16 protein-coding genes are annotated in these 17,439 nt (G+C 71.8%); 12 read left to right on the top strand and 4 right to left on the bottom strand.

The features are described from left to right. Positions 1–51: 51 nt before the first annotated feature. Positions 52–1,221 carry an NADH-quinone oxidoreductase subunit D gene (locus AB0C02_RS10045; protein ID WP_357543164.1) on the bottom strand — a complete coding sequence of 390 codons (1,170 nt, stop codon included), beginning with the start codon at positions 1,219–1,221 and terminating at the stop codon, positions 52–54. Beyond that, the gene (locus AB0C02_RS10040) at positions 1,218–2,318 is read right to left on the bottom strand and encodes an SAM-dependent methyltransferase (protein WP_357543162.1); all 1,101 of its coding nucleotides are present in this window, start codon (positions 2,316–2,318) and stop codon (positions 1,218–1,220) included. The genes AB0C02_RS10045 and AB0C02_RS10040 overlap by 4 nt, the downstream gene beginning before the upstream one ends. 131 nt (positions 2,319–2,449) lie before the next feature. On the opposite strand from AB0C02_RS10040, the gene AB0C02_RS10035 reads away from it, so the two are divergent. The 7 genes from AB0C02_RS10035 to AB0C02_RS10005 all read left to right on the top strand — a co-directional run bounded on the left by AB0C02_RS10035 (position 2,450) and on the right by AB0C02_RS10005 (position 9,123). Further along, positions 2,450–3,427 (top strand): Rossmann-like and DUF2520 domain-containing protein, encoded by a 978-nt coding sequence (locus AB0C02_RS10035; RefSeq protein WP_357543160.1) that lies wholly within the window; start codon positions 2,450–2,452, stop codon positions 3,425–3,427. Beyond that, positions 3,424–4,272 (top strand): pantoate--beta-alanine ligase, encoded by an 849-nt coding sequence (gene panC, locus AB0C02_RS10030; RefSeq protein ID WP_357543158.1) that lies wholly within the window; start codon positions 3,424–3,426, stop codon positions 4,270–4,272. Before AB0C02_RS10035 ends, panC begins: the two co-directional genes overlap by 4 nt. 19 nt (positions 4,273–4,291) lie before the next feature. Further along, positions 4,292–4,720 carry an aspartate 1-decarboxylase gene (gene panD, locus AB0C02_RS10025; RefSeq protein WP_357543156.1) on the top strand — a complete coding sequence of 143 codons (429 nt, stop codon included), beginning with the start codon at positions 4,292–4,294 and terminating at the stop codon, positions 4,718–4,720. Between the two features lie 95 nt (positions 4,721–4,815). Continuing rightward, positions 4,816–5,703: a septum formation family protein gene (locus tag AB0C02_RS10020; RefSeq protein WP_357543154.1), complete on the top strand. Its 888-nt coding sequence runs from the start codon at positions 4,816–4,818 to the stop codon at positions 5,701–5,703. 61 nt (positions 5,704–5,764) lie between these two features. Then, on the top strand, positions 5,765–7,453 hold the full coding sequence (locus AB0C02_RS10015; RefSeq protein ID WP_357543152.1) for an L-aspartate oxidase: 1,689 nt from the start codon (positions 5,765–5,767) through the stop codon (positions 7,451–7,453). Then, positions 7,450–8,355 carry a carboxylating nicotinate-nucleotide diphosphorylase gene (gene nadC, locus AB0C02_RS10010; RefSeq protein ID WP_357543150.1) on the top strand — a complete coding sequence of 302 codons (906 nt, stop codon included), beginning with the start codon at positions 7,450–7,452 and terminating at the stop codon, positions 8,353–8,355. The genes AB0C02_RS10015 and nadC overlap by 4 nt, the downstream gene beginning before the upstream one ends. Before the next feature lie 9 nt (positions 8,356–8,364). Further along, positions 8,365–9,123, top strand: a complete 759-nt coding sequence (locus AB0C02_RS10005; protein ID WP_357543148.1) for a type III pantothenate kinase — start codon at positions 8,365–8,367, stop codon at positions 9,121–9,123. A gap of 57 nt (positions 9,124–9,180) precedes the next feature. On the opposite strand, the gene AB0C02_RS10000 is transcribed toward AB0C02_RS10005, so the two are convergent. Further along, positions 9,181–9,921, bottom strand: a complete 741-nt coding sequence (locus AB0C02_RS10000; protein ID WP_357543146.1) for a class I SAM-dependent methyltransferase — start codon at positions 9,919–9,921, stop codon at positions 9,181–9,183. A gap of 93 nt (positions 9,922–10,014) precedes the next feature. On the opposite strand from AB0C02_RS10000, the gene lysS reads away from it, so the two are divergent. The 3 genes from lysS (at position 10,015) to AB0C02_RS09985 (ending at position 15,046) form a co-directional block, all read left to right on the top strand. Beyond that, positions 10,015–11,523 (top strand): lysine--tRNA ligase, encoded by a 1,509-nt coding sequence (lysS, locus tag AB0C02_RS09995; protein ID WP_357543144.1) that lies wholly within the window; start codon positions 10,015–10,017, stop codon positions 11,521–11,523. Between the two features lie 111 nt (positions 11,524–11,634). Continuing rightward, positions 11,635–11,985, top strand: coding sequence for an Lsr2 family protein (locus AB0C02_RS09990; RefSeq protein ID WP_357543142.1), 351 nt, complete (start codon positions 11,635–11,637; stop codon positions 11,983–11,985). A gap of 523 nt (positions 11,986–12,508) precedes the next feature. Then, a complete protein-coding gene (locus AB0C02_RS09985) occupies positions 12,509–15,046 on the top strand; it encodes an ATP-dependent Clp protease ATP-binding subunit (RefSeq protein WP_357543140.1) in 2,538 nt (845 codons plus the stop codon). 218 nt (positions 15,047–15,264) lie between these two features. On the opposite strand, the gene AB0C02_RS09980 is transcribed toward AB0C02_RS09985, so the two are convergent. Next, positions 15,265–16,170, bottom strand: coding sequence for an A/G-specific adenine glycosylase (locus AB0C02_RS09980; protein ID WP_357543139.1), 906 nt, complete (start codon positions 16,168–16,170; stop codon positions 15,265–15,267). A gap of 97 nt (positions 16,171–16,267) precedes the next feature. On the opposite strand from AB0C02_RS09980, the gene AB0C02_RS09975 reads away from it, so the two are divergent. Together AB0C02_RS09975 and AB0C02_RS09970 are read left to right on the top strand one after the other, a co-directional pair. Continuing rightward, on the top strand, positions 16,268–16,780 hold the full coding sequence (locus tag AB0C02_RS09975; RefSeq protein ID WP_357543137.1) for an ACT domain-containing protein: 513 nt from the start codon (positions 16,268–16,270) through the stop codon (positions 16,778–16,780). Beyond that, positions 16,777–17,337: a peptide deformylase gene (locus AB0C02_RS09970; RefSeq protein ID WP_357543135.1), complete on the top strand. Its 561-nt coding sequence runs from the start codon at positions 16,777–16,779 to the stop codon at positions 17,335–17,337. The genes AB0C02_RS09975 and AB0C02_RS09970 overlap by 4 nt, the downstream gene beginning before the upstream one ends. The last annotated feature ends 102 nt before the right edge of the window (positions 17,338–17,439 follow it).

Below are 17,439 nucleotides of genomic sequence, written 5' to 3'. Positions count from 1 at the left end.
AGGTGGCCCCTCCAGGGGCCGTTTTCTGCCAAGATCTTGTGCGGGCCGAACCTACTTGTCGATGTCGCCGACCACGAAGAACATCGAGCCCAGGATGGCGATCAGGTCCGGCACCAGGCAGCCGGGAAGCAGGGTCGCCAGCGCCTGCACGTTCGCGTACGAGGCGGTGCGCAGCTTGAGCCGCCACGGGGTCTTCTCACCCCGGGAGACCAGGTAGTAGCCGTTGATGCCGAGCGGGTTCTCGGTCCACGCGTAGGTGTGCCCCTCCGGGGCCTTGACGACCTTGGGCAGCCGGGTGTTCACCGGTCCGGTGAGCCGGTCCACCCGGTCCAGGCACTGCTCGGCGAGGTCTAGTGAGACGTACACCTGGTCGAGCAGCACCTCGAAGCGGGCGTGGCAGTCCCCGGTGCTCCGGGTCACCACCGGCACGTCGAGCTGGTCGTACGCCAGGTAGGGCTCGTCCCGGCGCAGGTCCAGGTCCAGCCCGGAGGCCCGGGCCACCGGCCCGGACGCGCCGAACGCGGCGGCGTCCGCCGCCGACAGCACGCCCACCCCGACCGTGCGGGCCAGGAAGATCTCGTTGCGTCGGATGAGGTTGTCCAGGTCGGGCATCCGCCGGCGGACCTCGCCGATGGCGGCCCGGGCCCGCCCGGTCCAACCGGCCGGCACCTCCTCCTTGAGCCCGCCGACCCGGTTGAACATGTAGTGGATCCGGCCGCCGGAGACCTCCTCCAGCACCGTCTGGAGGGTCTCCCGCTCGCGGAAGGCGTAGAACATCGGCGTGATCGCGCCGATCTCCAGCGGGTACGAGCCGAGGAACATCAGGTGGTTGAGTACCCGGTTCAGCTCGGCCAGCGCCATGCGCAGCCAGACGGCGCGCTCGGGCACCTCCATGCCCATCAGCCGTTCCACGGCGAGCACCACGCCGAGTTCGTTCGAGAAGGCCGAGAGCCAGTCGTGCCGGTTGGCCAGCACGATGATCTGCCGGTAGTCGCGTACCTCGAAGAGCTTCTCCGCGCCCCGGTGCATGTAGCCGACGATCGGCTCGGCGGAGACCACCCGCTCGCCGTCGAGCACCAGCTTCAGCCGCAGCACCCCGTGCGTGGACGGATGCTGTGGGCCGATGTTCAGCACCATGTCGGTGCCCAACTGCTCCCCGCCGGCGCCGGTGCCGACGGTCAGCTCGCGGAGGTCGCCGGCGTCCGTGGTCATGACCGTCATCGTGCCATGACCCGATCCAGGGTGACGCCGACCGGTTGCAGCAGCCACCAGTGCCCGCCGAGGCCGGCCGGGTCGGTCAGCTCGGCCACCGCCGACGCGGCGGCCAGCGCCCGGACATACCCGGCGGGGTCGCGCGAGGCCAGGCTCAGCGGCGGTCGCCCGCCGTCGGCCCCGAGCGCCCGCAGCCCCTCCCGCTGCGAAACCAGGGTGTACGCACACCGGGCAATTCGCTCACCGGCAGAGGCGACCGAGTCGATGGCGACGTGCGCGGTGACGTCGCATGACCCGTCCGGCACCGGCGGCACCTGCCGCCCACCCCGGTACCCGGTCACCGTCCCGTCGAGCGGTCGGTCGTCGCGCAAATGCCCGTAATCCACCGCCAGCGCCACCCCCCGCTCAACCTTGCTGACGGCCCCCGCCCACTCCTCATCCCGCGCCCGCCCGATCTCCCCCCGCGCCACCACCCTGTTGATCAACAGGTTTGGGTCTGGTTCCGGGCCTCCGACGGACGCAAACTCCTTGATCAACGGTCGGGAGGTGGGGATGGGCCACCAGCGGGTCAGCCAATCGGCGTCCTCGGCGGTCACCGGGGTGCCCAGTGACTCAGCGCCGGTCAGCGGGTCGACCATTAGGTAGCGCCAGCCGTCACCGGTGTGCCCGGCCAGGTCGAGCGGGACGTTGTCCAGCCACTCGGTGGCCACCAGAAGGCCGGTGATCCCCTCGGGTGTCTCGTCCAGCCAGTCGATCTCAGCCGGGAGGTCCTCGGGGCGGGATGCCTTCTCGACAGCCGTGAGGCGTACTCGATCCGCGAGCGGGATCGGGGCAGCGGGAGACGGCTGGGCGGACTCTCCGGAAACCCCCGAAAACAGCGCCCGGAGCAACTCACCCCGACCCGCGCCGACATCCACCACGTCGAGACGAGGGGGATGGCCCAGCGCGCGATCAAGGGAGTTGAGCAGGCGAAGCAGACAGGACGCGAACAACGGCGAGGCGTGCACGCTGGTGCGGAAATGGGCAGCCGGCCCGATACCCGTGACAAAGAAGCCATCCGGGCCGTACAGGGCGAGTTCCATCGCCGCCCGCCAGCGGAGTGCCATCAGTTCATTCCTCGCTCAGGTCCCTGTTCGAGCCGTCGGTGAAGGTTTTCACACAGGCTTGTTCGGGCTCCGTCACCCCGGCGCATACTTGCGATCGACCGGTACCCCCATCGAGGACTGGATCGATTGCCATGAGCGCACCGCTGCGCCCGCGTCCGGCCGCCCCGCCCGGGGCCGCCGTACCGTCGGGTGGCGCCTCGAACGGCGCCCCGCTCGCCTTTCCCCGTACCCTCACCGTCGGCGTGATCGGCGCCGGCCGGGTCGGTGCCGTGCTCGGCGCGGCCCTCGCCGCCGCCGGCCACCGGGTGGTCGCCGTCACCGATCGGTCCGGTGCCGCCCAGGCCCGGCTGGCGCTGCTGCTGCCGCAGATCCCGACCCGCACCGCGACCGCCGTCGCTCGCGCGGCCACCGACCTGTTGATCGTGGCGGTCCCCGACGACGCCCTCGCCGGCGTGGTCGCCGGGCTGGCCGAGGCCGGCGCGCTGCGGCCCGGCCAGGTGGTCGCGCACACCTCCGGCGCGCACGGGCTGGCCGTTCTCGCCCCGGCCGCCGCCGTCGGTGCCCGGCCGCTCGCGCTGCACCCGGCGATGACCTTCACCGGTACGCCGGACGACCTGACCCGCCTCGCCGGCAGCTCGTACGGGGTGACCGCCCCGGCGGAGCTGCGCCCGTTCGCCGCCCGGCTGGTCGCCGACCTCGGCGGCGTGCCCGAATGGGTGGCCGAGGACGATCGCCCGCTCTACCATGCGGCGCTGGCGCACGGCGCGAACCACCTGGTGACCCTCGTCAACGAGGCGGCCGACCGGCTGCGCGACGCCGGGGTGGACCGGCCGGAGAAGGTGCTCGCCCCGCTGCTGCGGGCCGCCCTGGAGAACGCCCTGCGGCTCGGTGACGACGCGCTCACCGGCCCGGTCTCCCGGGGCGACGCGGGCACCGTACGCCGGCACCTGGTCCGGCTGGCGGCGGCCGCACCGGAATCCCTGCCCCCCTACCTGGCGTTGGCCCGACGGACGGCGGACCGCGCCATCGCGGCCGGGCGGCTGCGCCCGGCCGACGCGGAGTCGCTGCTGGACGTGTTGAGTGGGATCCACGGGGAGGTTGCCGCATGACGGAGCTGGTGCACACGCGCAAGGAGCTGGCGGCGGCGCGGGAGCGGCTGACCGGCACCGTCGGCGTGGTGATGACCATGGGCGCGCTGCACTCCGGGCACGAGACGCTGCTGCGGGCCGCCCGGGAGCGGGCCGACCACGTCCTCGTCACGATCTTCGTCAACCCGCTCCAGTTCGGCCCGAACGAGGACTTCGACCGCTACCCGCGCACCCTCGACGCCGACCTGGAGATCTGCCGGCGGGCCGGCGCCGACGTGGTGTTCGCCCCCTCGGTGGCCGACATGTACCCGGACGGTCAGCCGGCGGTCCGGCTCGACCCGGGCCCGCTCGGCGAGGACCTGGAGGGGCTGAGCCGCCCCGGCTTCTTCCACGGGGTGCTCACCGTGGTCCTGAAGCTGCTCCAGCTCACCCGTGCCGACCTGGCCTTCTTCGGCGAGAAGGACTATCAGCAGCTCACCCTGGTCCGGCGGATGGTCCGCGACCTGGACGTGCCGACGGAGATCGTCGGCGTGCCGACCGTACGCGAGCCGGACGGCCTGGCCCTGTCCAGCCGTAACCGCTACCTGTCCCCGCAGGAGCGGCAGGTGGCGCTGAGTCTCTCCGCCGCGCTGCGGGCCGGCGTCGAGGCCGCCGAGCAGGGCGCGGACGCGGGCATGGTGCTGGCCACCGCCCACCGCGCCTTCGACTCGGGTACGCCGGGCGCCCGCCTCGACTACCTGGTGCTCACCGACGCCGACCTGGAGCCGGGGCCGGTCGCCGGCCCGGCGCGGCTGCTGATCGCGGCCTGGGTCGGCACCACCCGCCTGATCGACAACGCGGCGGTTCTTCTCGCCCCGCATTCCTGACCCTTCGGAAAGGCATTCGATGCTCCGGACCATGCTCAAGTCGAAGATCCACCGGGCCACCGTGACCCAGGCCGATCTGCACTACGTCGGCTCGGTGACCGTGGACGAGGATCTGCTCGACGCGGCCGACCTGCTCCCCGGCGAGCAGGTGGCGATCGTGGACGTCACCAACGGGTCCCGGCTGGAGACGTACGTGATCCCGGGGCGGCGGGGCAGCGGCGTGATCGGCATCAACGGCGCCGCCGCGCATCTGGTGCACCCCGGTGACCTGGTCATCCTCATCTCGTACGCGCAGATGGACGACGCCGAGGCGCGGACGTATCAGCCCCGGGTGGTGCACGTCGACGCCGACAACAAGGTGGTCGACCTCACCGCCGACCCGACCAGCGCCGCCCCCGGCACCGCCGGCGACCCGGTCCCCAACCCCCTCGCCGCCGCCCTGAACTGATCCCGGGCGGGCAACGCGGTCTGTCACCGGAAGGCCGGTTGCGGCTACCCTGGGCGCACCGTCGGATTGACGGTCGTCGGCTGGGGGAGGCCGCGATGCGTGGTGCGATGAGGGTCCTGATCGCCGCGTTGGTCGTGGGGGCCGCCCTGACGGGCTGCGCCACCGACGGGCTGGACGGGGACCTCACCGACGACTGGCCGGCACTGCCGCAGGCCGGGCCGTTCACTCCGGCGGTCGGGGTCTGCCAGGTCGCCGACTTCACCCCGACGGTCACCCTCGACGGGTACGACCCGGTGGGCTGCGACCTGCCGCACCGGGTGGAGACGGTGCACGTGGGTGCCTTCACCGTCGACCGGTCCGCCCCACCCGCCGTCGGCTCCGTGGAGCTGCGTACGGCGTTCGCCGACTGCGACACCCGGGCCAGCGGTTACGTCGGCGACAACTGGCGGGCCGGGCGGCTGCGGCTGGCGGTGGCGCTGCCCACCGGTCCCGGCTGGACGACCGGTCTGCGCTGGTATCGCTGTGACCTGACCGAGCTGACCACGGTCGAGACGGCGGCGCAGGTGGTGACCCGGACGGGCAGCCTGCGCGACGCGCTCAAGGGTCCGTCCGCGCTGCGGCTGGGCTGCCAGCGCACCGGCGGCGACCTCCGGGTGCAGAAGCTGACCCCAATCGACTGCGGCACCTCGCACGACGCCGAGTTCGTCGGCGTGTGGCCGGCGCCGGAGGGCCCGTACCCGACGAAGAACGCCGACTGGGTCCCGCTCTACGCCGGCTGCAACAGCATCCTGGCGAGGTACGTCGGGGTGCCGGACGATGCGATGCTCCGGTTCCGGAGCGGGGTGGTGGTCCGCCCGCCCGGCAGCGGCCGGTGGGCCGTCGGCGACCGGGGCGTCCGCTGCTATCTCTGGCTCAGCGACCGCACGGTGACCGCCTCGCTCAAGGGCGCCGGGGAAGCCGGCCTGCCGGTCCGGACGAAGTAGCCGGAACCACTCGTCCCGCCCCCGCTGCCCGGGGTGAGGTGCCTTCAGGTTGACTGTGCTCATGGACCTTCCGACCGTCGACCTGCCGGCCCTGCCCGGGCTGCTCGCCGCGCCCGCACCCGGCTGGGTGGAGACCACCGACGTGGTCGTCGTCGGCTCCGGGGTCGCCGGCCTGACCGCCGCGCTGCACCTGCGCGAGGCGGGCCTGCACGTCACCGTGGTCACCAAGGTCAACATAGATGAGGGTTCGACCCGCTGGGCGCAGGGCGGCATCGCCGCCGTGCTCGACCCGGCCGACACCCCGGCGGCGCACGCGTACGACACCGCAGTCGCCGGCGTCGGCCTGTGCGACCCGGCGGCGGTCCGGGTGCTGGTGGAGGAGGGCCCGACCCGGCTGCGCGAGCTGATGCGGATCGGGGCGGAGTTCGACCGCAACCCGGACGGCTCGCTGATGCTCACCCGGGAGGGCGGCCACCGGGCGGACCGGATCGTGCACGCCGGCGGCGACGCCACCGGGGCGGAGGTGCAACGGGCCCTGCACGCGGCGGTCCACCGCGACCCGTGGATCCGGCTGGTCGAGCACGCCCTGGTGCTGGACCTGCTGCGCGCCCCCGGCGACGGCCCGGACGGGTTCGGCCCGGCCTGCGGAATCACCCTGCACGTGCTCGGCGAGGGCAGCGCGGACGGTGTCGGCGCGATCCTGGCCCGGGCCGTGGTGCTGGCCACCGGTGGCATGGGCCAGATCTTCGCGGCCACCACCAACCCGGCGGTGTCCACGGGCGACGGGGTGGCGCTCGCCGTGCGGGCCGGCGCGGCGGTCACCGACGTGGAGTTCGTCCAGTTCCACCCGACCGCGCTGATCGTGCCGGCCGGGGCGGCGGGCGCGACGCGGGCCCAGCAGCCGCTGGTGTCCGAGGCGTTGCGCGGTGAGGGCGCCCACCTGGTCGACGGCGACGGCAAGCGGTTCATGGTCGGCCAGCACGAGCTGGCCGAGCTGGCCCCCCGGGACGTGGTCGCCAAGGGCATCCACCGGGTGCTGCTGGCCACCGGCGCGGACCACGTCTGGCTGGACGCCCGCCACCTGGGCGGGGAGTTCCTGGCCCGGCGCTTCCCGACCATCGTGGCGTCCTGCCTGGCCATCGGGGTGGACCCGGCGACCGACCTGATCCCGGTCGCCCCGGCCGCCCACTACGCCTCCGGCGGGGTCCGTACCGACCTGCACGGCCGCACCTCCATCCCCGGCCTGTACGCCTGCGGCGAGGTCGCCTGCACCGGCGTGCACGGCGCCAACCGGCTGGCCAGCAACTCGCTGCTGGAGGGGCTGGTGTTCTCCCGCCGGATCGCCGAGGACATCGCCGCCGGGCTGCCCGAGCAGGCGAAGCCGGCCGAGATCGGCGCCTGGGTGGGCGGCCAGGGCTGGGTGGTGCCGGCGGAGACCACCTCGGCCCTGCAACGGGCGATGACCCGGGGGGCGGGGGTGCTCCGCTCGGCGGAGAGCCTGGCCGCGACCGCCGCCACTCTCACCGATCTGGGCCAGGGCCGGGGCACCCCGCGTACCGCCGACTGGGAGGCGACGAACCTGATCACGGTGGCGTCGATGCTGGTCGCCGCCGCGTACGCCCGTCGGGAGACCCGGGGCTGCCACTGGCGGGAGGATTTCCCGACGGCCGACGACCGGTGGCTGGGCCACCTCGTCGCGGGGTTCGGGGCGGAGGGCTTGCTGAGCGAGCGGTGGGAGGAGCTGTCATGAGGGCGTCGACGGAGCGGGCGTTGCGGGCCGGTGGCCTGGACCCGGAGCGGGTACGGCGGGTGATCGTCGACGCGCTCACCGAGGACCTGGGCCCGGATTTCCTCGACGTCACCAGCGTCGCCACCATCCCCGAGGGGCAGCACGACACCGGTGACCTGGTCGCCCGCGCCGACGGGGTGGTGGCCGGGCTGTCCGTGGCGGCGGCGGTGTTCGAGTTGGTGGGCGAGGTGACCGGGGCGGACCGTACCGTCGAGGTGTCGCTGGTGGCCCACGACGGGCAGCGGGTGGCGCGTGGCGACGTGCTGGCCACGGTGACCGGCCCGACCCGGCTGCTGCTCACCGCCGAGCGGACCGCGCTCAACCTGCTCTGCCGGATGTCCGGGGTGGCCACCCACACCCGGGCCTGGGCCGATGCCCTGGCCGGCACGAAGGCGATGGTGCTCGACACCCGCAAGACCACCCCCGGCCTGCGCGCCCTGGAGAAGTATGCGGTCCGCGCCGGTGGCGGCACCAACAAGCGGATGGGCCTGTACGACGTCGCGATGATCAAGGACAACCACAAGGTCGCCGCGGGCGGGATCGCCGCCGCCTACCGCCGGGTCCGGGAGGCGTTCCCCGACGTGCCGGTGCAGGTGGAGGTGGACACCCCGGCCGAGGCGGTGGAGGCGGTCGAGGCGGGTGCCGACTTTCTGCTGCTGGACAACATGACCCCGGCGCAGCTGCGCGAGGTGGTCGCCGCGGTGGGCGACCGGGCCGAGCTGGAGGCGACCGGCGGGCTGACCCTGCCGATGGCGACCGAGTACGGCGCGACCGGCGTCGACTTCATCTCGGTGGGCGCGCTGACCCACTCCTCGCCGATCCTGGACATCGCCCTGGATCTGCGCGACGCGAGCGCCGTCTAGGCTGCCAGCGTGCTGCTCTGCATCGACATCGGAAACACCAACACCGTGCTGGCGACCTTCGACGGCGACAAGCTGGTGCACTCCTGGCGGATCAAGACCGACGCCCGGTCCACCGCGGACGAGCTGGGTCTGATGTTCCGGGGGCTGCTGGCCGGTGACGCCGTGGAGATCACCGGGGTGGCCGCCTGCTCGACCGTGCCGGCCGCGCTGCGCTCGCTGCGTACCATGCTGGCCCGCTACTACGCGGACCTGCCGAGCGTGGTCGTCGAGCCCGGGGTACGCACCGGGGTGCAGCTCGCCATCGACAACCCGAAGGAGGTCGGCTCCGACCGGGTGGTCAACACCCTGGCCGCGTACACCCTCTACGGCGGGCCGTCGATCGTGGTGGACTTCGGCACCACCACCAACTTTGACGTGATCAGCGGCCGGGGCGAGTTCCTCGGTGGCGCGTTCGCGCCGGGCATCGAGATCTCCTTCGACGCGCTCGCCGCCCGCGCCGCCCAGCTGCGCAAGGTGGAGGCCACGAAGCCCCGCTCGGTGATCGGCAAGAACACCGTCGAGTGCCTCCAGGCCGGCCTCTACTTCGGCTTCGCCGGCCAGGTGGACCGGATCGTCGAGCGGATGACCGAGGAGCTGGGCGAGGTGAAGGCGGTGATCGCCACCGGCGGCCTCGCCGCGCTGGTCCTCAACGAGTGCCGCACGATCACCCACCACGAGCCGATGATCACCCTCATCGGCCTCCGCATGGTCTACGACCGCAACGTGTAAGGAAGGGCCCCCTGTTAACGCCTCCGGTAGAGCAGGGGCCCCCTCTTAACATCGTGCTCAGTGGCGGCGGGAGCGGAAGACGAGCGTCCGGTAGGGCAGCTCGACGGTCTGCCGGCCCGTCAGGTCGGGATGGGTGGCGAACAGCTCTCGCAGCCCGCGGTCGACCCGGTCCCGCTCCTCCGGCGAGGCGGTCAGCCAGTACGAGCGGGTGTGCAGCATGTCGATCACCTCGTCCGGGGTGAGCGTGGTCGAATGGGCGAATTCGCCCACCTCGACCGGCTCGAACGCCGGGCCGAAGTCGCCGTACTTCTCGGTGAGATCGCCGGCGTTGTCGCGGAGGTCGGCCACTCGGCTCAGCTCCGCCACCCAGGCCACCCGCTCGTCGCGGACGTTCCAGACCGGGGCGAAGGTGCCGCCGGGCCGCAGCACCCGGGCGATCTCGGCGTGCGCCGGCTCCCGGTCGAACCAGTGGTAGGCCTGCCCCACCAGCACCGCGTCCGCCGAGTCGTCGGGCAGCGGCACGGCCTCGGCGCTGCCAGCCAGCGCCGTCGTGCCCGGCGTGGCGACCGCCAGTTGCGCCCGCATCCCAGGATCCGGTTCCACGGGTACGACTCGGTGTTCGAGCGCCAGCACGTCACGGGTGAGGATGCCGGTGCCCGCGCCGAGGTCAATCACCCGGGCGGGCGCGGCCAGGCCGTCGAGCGCCCAGCGCAGCGCCGCCTCCGGGTAGCGGGGCCGGAACCGGTCGTACTCGGCCGCGGCGGCACCGAAGGAGAGTGCGTGAGTGGGGTCCGTCATGGGCGGCAGGTTATCCGGTAACGACCCGCTGGCGGCTTGAGTACGCTCATGGGTCGACCCCGCCGATATCCCCAAGGCCTGAGGAAGCGTGCCGTGACCGAGCAGAACGCCCTGCCAGTAGACCCCGCCGACGACCTTCCCGAGCAGATGAAGGTCCGCCGGGAGAAGCGGGACCGGATGCTCGCCGAGGGCGTCGAGCCGTACCCGGTCGGCTACCCCCGGACCAGCACCCTGGCCCGCATCCGCGAGCAGTACGCCGACCTGCCCACCGACACCGCCACCGGCGACCGGGTGTCGGTCACCGGCCGGGTGATCTTCGTACGCAACACCGGCAAGCTCTGCTTCGCCACGCTGCGGGACGGCGACGGCACCGAACTCCAGGCGATGCTCTCGCTGGACCGGGTCGGCGCGCAGCGGCTGGAGGACTGGAAGCGCCTGGTCGACCTCGGCGACCACGTGGGCATCACCGGTGAGGTGATCACCAGCCGCCGTGGCGAGTTGTCGGTGCTGGCGCAGGAGTGGGCGGTCACCGCCAAGGCGCTGCGTCCGCTGCCGGTGGCGCACAAGCCGCTGAGCGAGGAGGCCCGGGTCCGCCAGCGCTACGTGGACCTGGTGGTCCGGCCGCAGGCGCGGGAGATGGTGCGTACCCGGGCGGCTGCGGTGCGTAGCCTCCGCGACACCCTGCACGGGCAGGACTTCATCGAGGTGGAGACCCCGATGCTCCAGTTGCTGCACGGTGGCGCGGCGGCCCGCCCATTCGTGACTCACAGCAATGCCCTGAACACTGATCTGTATCTTCGAATCGCGCCGGAACTGTTTCTCAAGCGCGCCGTGGTGGGTGGCGTTGACCGGGTGTTCGAGATCAACCGTAACTTCCGTAATGAGGGCGTCGACTCGTCGCACTCGCCCGAGTTCGCGATGCTCGAGGCCTACCAGGCGTACGGCGACTACAACACGATGGCCGAGCTGACCCGAAATCTCGTGCAGCAGGCCGCGATCGCGGTCAGTGGATCGACGGTGGTCACCCACGCCGGCGGGCACGAGTTCGATCTGGGCGGCGAGTGGCGCTCGGTCACGCTGTTCGGTGTGCTTTCCGAGGCGCTCGGCGAGGAGGTCACCGTCCGCACCGAACGGTCCCGCCTGGTCGAGTACGCCGACAAGGTCGGGCTCGCGGTCGACCCGAAGTGGGGGCCCGGCAAGCTGGCCGAGGAGCTCTTCGAGGAACTGGTCGTGCCGTCGCTGCAGGCGCCCACCTTCGTGTTCGACTACCCGGAGGAGACCAGCCCGCTGACCCGGGCCCACCGCGGCGAGCCGGGGCTGGCCGAGAAGTGGGACCTCTACGTCCTCGGTTTCGAGCTCGGCACCGCGTACTCCGAGCTGGTCGACCCGGTCGTGCAGCGGGAGCGGCTGGTGGCCCAGGCGCAGCTCGCCGCCCGTGGTGACGACGAGGCGATGCGACTGGACGAGGACTTTCTCCGGGCGATGGAGTACGGAATGCCACCGGCCGGCGGCATGGGAATGGGAATCGACCGGCTCCTGATGGCGCTGACCGGCCTGGGAATTCGGGAAACCATCCTGTTCCCGTTGGTCCGGCCAGAGTAGCCGCCGACCGCTGCGGGTCGTTACCGCATCCTATTGACGAGGCAAGCGCCGGGCGGGTTATTGTGCTCCTGTATTGCAGGAGCACAACCCTGCTCGAAAGGAATGTGGGACGTGGCCAAGCAGATCATTCACAAGCTGGTCGATGACCTGGACGGCGGGGACGCTGACGAGACCGTCAAGTTCGCGCTGGACGGCGTGCAGTACGAGATCGACCTCTCTGCCGCGAACGCCGAGAAATTGCGTGACGTATTCGCTCAGTACGTCGCGCACGGGACCAAGGTCGGTCGCGGTGGCGTGGTCGTCGGCGGCCGGGCCGCGCGCGGCCGGGGCGGTGCGACCGCCGACCGCGAGCAGAACAAGGCCATCCGGGCCTGGGCCAAGAGGGTCGGCAAGGACATCTCCGACCGGGGCCGCATCCCGCAGGAGATCGTCGACGAGTTCCACGCGAAGGCGGGTCACTGATCCGACGGGCCGTACGGGCGACAACCGACGCCGGACCGGAGTGCCACTCCGGGCCGGCGTCGCCGTTTTCGCCTGGGTGCGCCGTCTGTCCGGCCTGCGCGGGAAGGGCCGAACGCGCCGGCTGGACGGGTCGTGAGGCCGGGGCGGGCGCGGGAAGAAAACGGGCTCGGGCCGGGTTGTCCACAGGCGGTGGAGATGCTGTCCACAGGTTGTGGATGACGACGGTGGCGCCGATGCCGCCCGTCCTGGCCCCGGAGGCCTTCCGGGAAGCCCCGACCGGGCTTTTCCACCGACGGTCGAATTTCGCTCTACGCGTACAGGCAGGGGTACCGGAACACCTCCTGAGCGTGGACGGTTGTCAGAAACGACGTGAGAACGGCCTTTCGCGGGGACACACGACCTCAGCGGAACCGGTCCGCGGCGATAGAGTAAGGAGGCACGGACGCCCGTCCCGGACGTCCGCGCACCGGCCCCGCCGAGATCTAGACCATCAAGGCGCACGGCACGTGAGGAGCACGAGGGCATGTTCGAGCGGTTCACCGACCGAGCGCGACGGGTTGTCGTCCTGGCCCAGGAAGAGGCCCGGATGCTCAACCACAACTACATCGGTACGGAGCACATCCTGCTGGGCCTGATCCACGAGGGTGAGGGCGTCGCGGCAAAGGCCCTGGAGAGCCTCGGCATCTCCCTGGAGGGCGTCCGCCAGCAGGTCGAGGAGATCATCGGCCAGGGCCAGCAGGCGCCGAGCGGGCACATCCCGTTCACGCCGCGGGCCAAGAAGGTGCTGGAGCTGTCGCTGCGTGAGGCGCTGCAGCTCGGCCACAACTACATCGGCACGGAGCACATCCTGCTCGGCCTGATCCGTGAGGGCGAGGGCGTCGCCGCCCAGGTGCTGGTCAAGCTGGGCGCCGACCTCAACCGGGTCCGCCAGCAGGTGATCCAGCTGCTCTCCGGCTACCAGGGCAAGGAGCCTGCCGCCGCGGGCACCGCGCCGGGCGAGGCCGCGCCGTCGACCAGCCTGGTGCTGGACCAGTTCGGCCGTAACCTGACCCAGGCCGCCCGCGAGGGCAAGCTCGACCCGGTCATCGGGCGCGAGAAGGAAATCGAGCGGGTCATGCAGGTGCTCTCCCGCCGTACCAAGAACAACCCGGTCCTGATCGGTGAGCCCGGCGTCGGCAAGACCGCCGTGGTCGAGGGGCTGTCCCAGAAGATCATCAAGGGCGAGGTGCCCGAGACGCTGAAGGACAAGCAGCTCTACACGCTCGACCTCGGTGCCCTGGTGGCCGGTTCCCGCTACCGCGGTGACTTCGAGGAGCGCCTCAAGAAGGTGCTCAAGGAGATCCGCACCCGCGGCGACATCATCCTGTTCATCGACGAGATCCACACCCTGGTGGGTGCGGGTGCCGCCGAGGGCGCGATCGACGCGGCGAGCATCCTCAAGCCGATGCTGGCCCGTGGCGAGCTGCAGACCATCGGTGCCACCACCCTCGACGAATACCGTAAGCACCTGGAGAAGGACGCCGCTCTCGAGCGCCGCTTCCAGCCGATCCAGGTGGGTGAGCCGTCGCTGGCCCACACCATCGAGATCCTCAAGGGCCTGCGCGACCGCTACGAGGCGCACCACCGGGTGAGCATCACCGACGCCGCTCTCGTGGCCGCCGCGACCCTGGCCGACAGGTACATCTCCGACCGCTTCCTGCCGGACAAGGCGATCGACCTGATCGACGAGGCCGGTGCCCGGATGCGGATCCGCCGGATGACCGCGCCGCCAGACCTGCGTGACTTCGACGAGCGCATCGCCCAGGTGCGCCGCGACAAGGAGTCCGCGATCGACGCGCAGGACTTCGAGCGGGCCGCCCAGCTCCGGGACAAGGAGAAGCAGCTGCTCGGCCAGAAGGCCCAGCGGGAGAAGGAGTGGAAGGCCGGCGACCTGGACGTCGTCAGCGAGGTCGACGACGAGCAGATCGCCGAGGTGCTCGGCAACTGGACCGGCATCCCGGTCTACAAGCTGACCGAGGAGGAGACCTCGCGTCTGCTGCGCATGGAGGACGAGCTGCACAAGCGCGTCATCGGCCAGGAGGACGCGGTCAAGGCGGTCTCGAAGGCGATCCGGCGTACCCGGGCCGGCCTGAAGGACCCGAAGCGCCCGTCCGGCTCGTTCATCTTCGCCGGCCCGTCCGGTGTTGGTAAGACCGAGCTGTCCAAGGCGCTCGCCGAGTTCCTGTTCGGCAGCGAGGACGCTCTCATCCAGCTGGACATGTCCGAGTTCCACGACCGGTACACGGTGTCCCGGCTGGTGGGTGCCCCGCCCGGCTACGTCGGCTACGACGAGGGCGGGCAGCTGACCGAGAAGGTGCGTCGTCGGCCGTTCTCGGTGGTCCTCTTCGACGAGATCGAGAAGGCCCACCCGGACGTGTTCAACACGCTCCTCCAGATTCTGGAGGACGGGCGGCTCACCGACGGTCAGGGTCGGATCGTGGACTTCAAGAACACGGTCATCATCCTGACCACCAACCTCGGCACGCGCGATGTCGCCAAGGCGGTCTCGCTGGGCTTCCAGGCTTCTGAGGACTCCGAGTCCAACTACGACCGGATGAAGCAGAAGGTCAACGACGAGCTCAAGCAGCACTTCCGGCCTGAGTTCCTCAACCGGATCGACGACACCATCGTCTTCCACCAGCTGCGCGAGAACGAGATCCTGTCGATCGTCGACATCATGATCGCCCGCATCGAGACCCAGCTGCGCAACAAGGACATGGGTCTGGAGCTGACCGACAACGCCAAGAAGTACCTGGCGAAGAAGGGCTTCGACCCGGTGCTGGGCGCGCGGCCGCTGCGTCGCACGATCCAGCGCGACATCGAGGACAACCTCTCCGAGCGGATCCTCTTCAACGAGCTGACCCCGGGTCAGATCGTGGTGGTGGACTGCGAGGGCGACCCGAGCAACATCGACAAGTCCAAGCTCGTCTTCCGGGGCGCCGAACGGCCAATGGCCGTGCCGGACGCCGTCCCGGCGGACCTCGGTGGCGCGGCCACCGCAGGTGCCGACGACGCGGCGTAACGCCGGGCAGATGTGACCGGGCGACGGCCCCGGCAGGCGAAAGCCTGCCGGGGCCGTCGCCTTTCCTGGGTTTGCCCGCCTGGCATTGATCGACTCGCTGTGCGGCAAGGTGTGGCTTCCACGGCCGTGGAGACCACCAGTTGCCGTAACCCGAGTGGATCAACGTGCGGGGAACATCACAGGTGGATCAGCGAGCGGGGCGCGCCGTGCTGGCGGGGTCAGGCGTGGGGGAGAGGGACCGGGGGACCGTCGCCGATCAGGCGGAAGGACTCCTCGCCGGCCGACTCCACCAGGCCGTCGGTGACCAGCCCGGCCAGGGCCCGGGCGCGTTGCACGTCGTCGTGCCAGACCTGGTCCAGCCGCTGGTGCGGCACCGGGCCGGTCGCCTCGCGAAGCACCGCGAGCAGCAGGCCGCGTACCTGGCGGTCGGTGCCGGCGTAGCGCTGGGGCCGGCGCGTCGGGCCGGCTGGCGCCTCCTGGCCGGACGCCCGCCAGGCACAGCTCGACTCCACGGGACACCCCGTGCAGCGAGGCGCGCGGGCGGTGCAGAGCACGGCGCCGAGTTCCATGAACGCCGCGCTGGCCAGTGCCGCAGCGGCCGGCTCGGCCGGCAGCAGTTCCTCGGTTGCGACCAGGTCGGCGGGACGGGTGGCCGGGCCGGCGTCCGGCTTTCCGGCGATCGCCCGGCAGACCACCCGGCGTACGTTGGTGTCGACCACCGGGTGCCGCTGCCCGAAGGCGAAGGCCGCCACCGCCCGGGCCGTGTACGTCCCGACGCCCGGCAGCGCCAGCAGTTGGTCCAACCGGTCCGGCACCTCGCCGCCGTGTCGCTCCACGATCGCCACCGCGCAGTCCCGCAGCCGCACGGCCCGACGGGGGTAGCCGAGCCGCCCCCACATCCGGATCGCCTCGGCCGGGGTGTCCTCGGCCAGCGCGGCCGGGGTGGGCCAGCGGTCCAGCCACGCCGTCCAGGCGGGCAGCACCCGGACCACCGGCGTCTGCTGGAGCATGACCTCGCTGACGAGGATCGCCCACGCGCCCACGCCCGGTTCGCGCCACGGTAGGTCGCGAGCGTTGCGCTCGTACCAGCGGCTGACCAGGGTGGCGAAGGTGGGCTCGGACATCGCACCGCCGATCATGTCACGAGTCGCTTTCCCGCAGGATGGGCGGGCGAGGTGGGGTCGACCCGGCCGTCCGGAAGCGACGGGGCAGAATGTCCGGATGAACGAGCTCGCGATCACCGTCATCGGCCGGGACCGGCCGGGCATCGTGGCCGACGTCGCCGAGGCGCTCGCGCGGCTCGGCGCGAACCTCACCGACTCCACGATGACCCGGCTGAGGGGGCACTTCGCGATGACCCTGATCTGCGTCGGCCCGGCCGCCGCCGACGTCGAGGCCGCGCTGGCCCCGCTCGCCGCCGACGGCCAACTGCTGGCGACCGTACGTGCGGTCACCCCGGACGGGCAGACGCCGGCGGCCGGGGAGCCGTACGTGATGGCGGTGCACGGCGCGGACCGGATGGGCATCGTCGCGGCGATGACCCGGGTGCTGGCCGACGCGGGCGGCAACGTGACCGATCTGAGCGCCCGGCTGACCGGCACCCTGTACGTGGTGGTCGCCGAGGTGGAGCTGCCGCCGGGCAGCTCCGACGAGGTGGCCGGCCGGCTCGCCCGTACCGCTGCTGAGTTGGGCGTGGGGGTCAGCCTCCGCCCGGCGGACACGGACCTGCTGTGACGGCGGAATACGTCGGCCTGGGCGGCTGGACGCCGGCGGCGCTGGGGGTGTCGGGTGAGGTACGGCCGGTGGTGACCGCCCCCGACCCGGTGCTCAGCCGGCCCGGGCCGGAGGTCGACCCCACCTCGAACGAGGTGGTTCGCCTCGCCGCCGACCTGGTCGCCACCATGCGGGTCTCGCCGGGTTGCGTGGGCCTGGCCGCGCCGCAGGTCGGGGTGAGCGCACAGGTGTTCGCGGTGGACATCATCGGCCACCCGAAGGCGGTCACCGTGCACGGCACCTTCGTGCTCTGCAACGCACGGGTGGTCGAGGCGACCCGCTGGAAGGCCGGGAGGGAGGGCTGCATGTCGGTGCCCGACCTGACCGGTGACGTGAAACGGGCCAGCCGGCTGGTGGTCGAGGGGGCGCTCCCGGGCACCGGGGAGCAGGTGCGGCTGGTCACCGACGGCTTCGAGGCGCGGGCGCTGCAGCACGAGATCGACCACTGCGCGGGCTTGCTCTTCCTTGACCGGGTGGCCGGTGCGCGCGCCGTCTACCAGCGCAAGGTCTACCTCTGATCGGTCCGGATCCAGGGAGGTCGTGGTGGCGCTGCGCGCCCGTCCAGAGTCGTTCGGCGATTACGGGAGGTCGACTGTGGAGGATTGGTCGGGCGCGGGGGA

It is taken from the genome of Micromonospora sp. NPDC048999 (assembly GCF_040649295.1).
GTDB lineage: Bacteria > Actinomycetota > Actinomycetes > Mycobacteriales > Micromonosporaceae > Micromonospora.
Note: the sequence above shows the minus strand (reverse complement) of the source record. Positions and strands in the feature narration are given on the sequence as shown.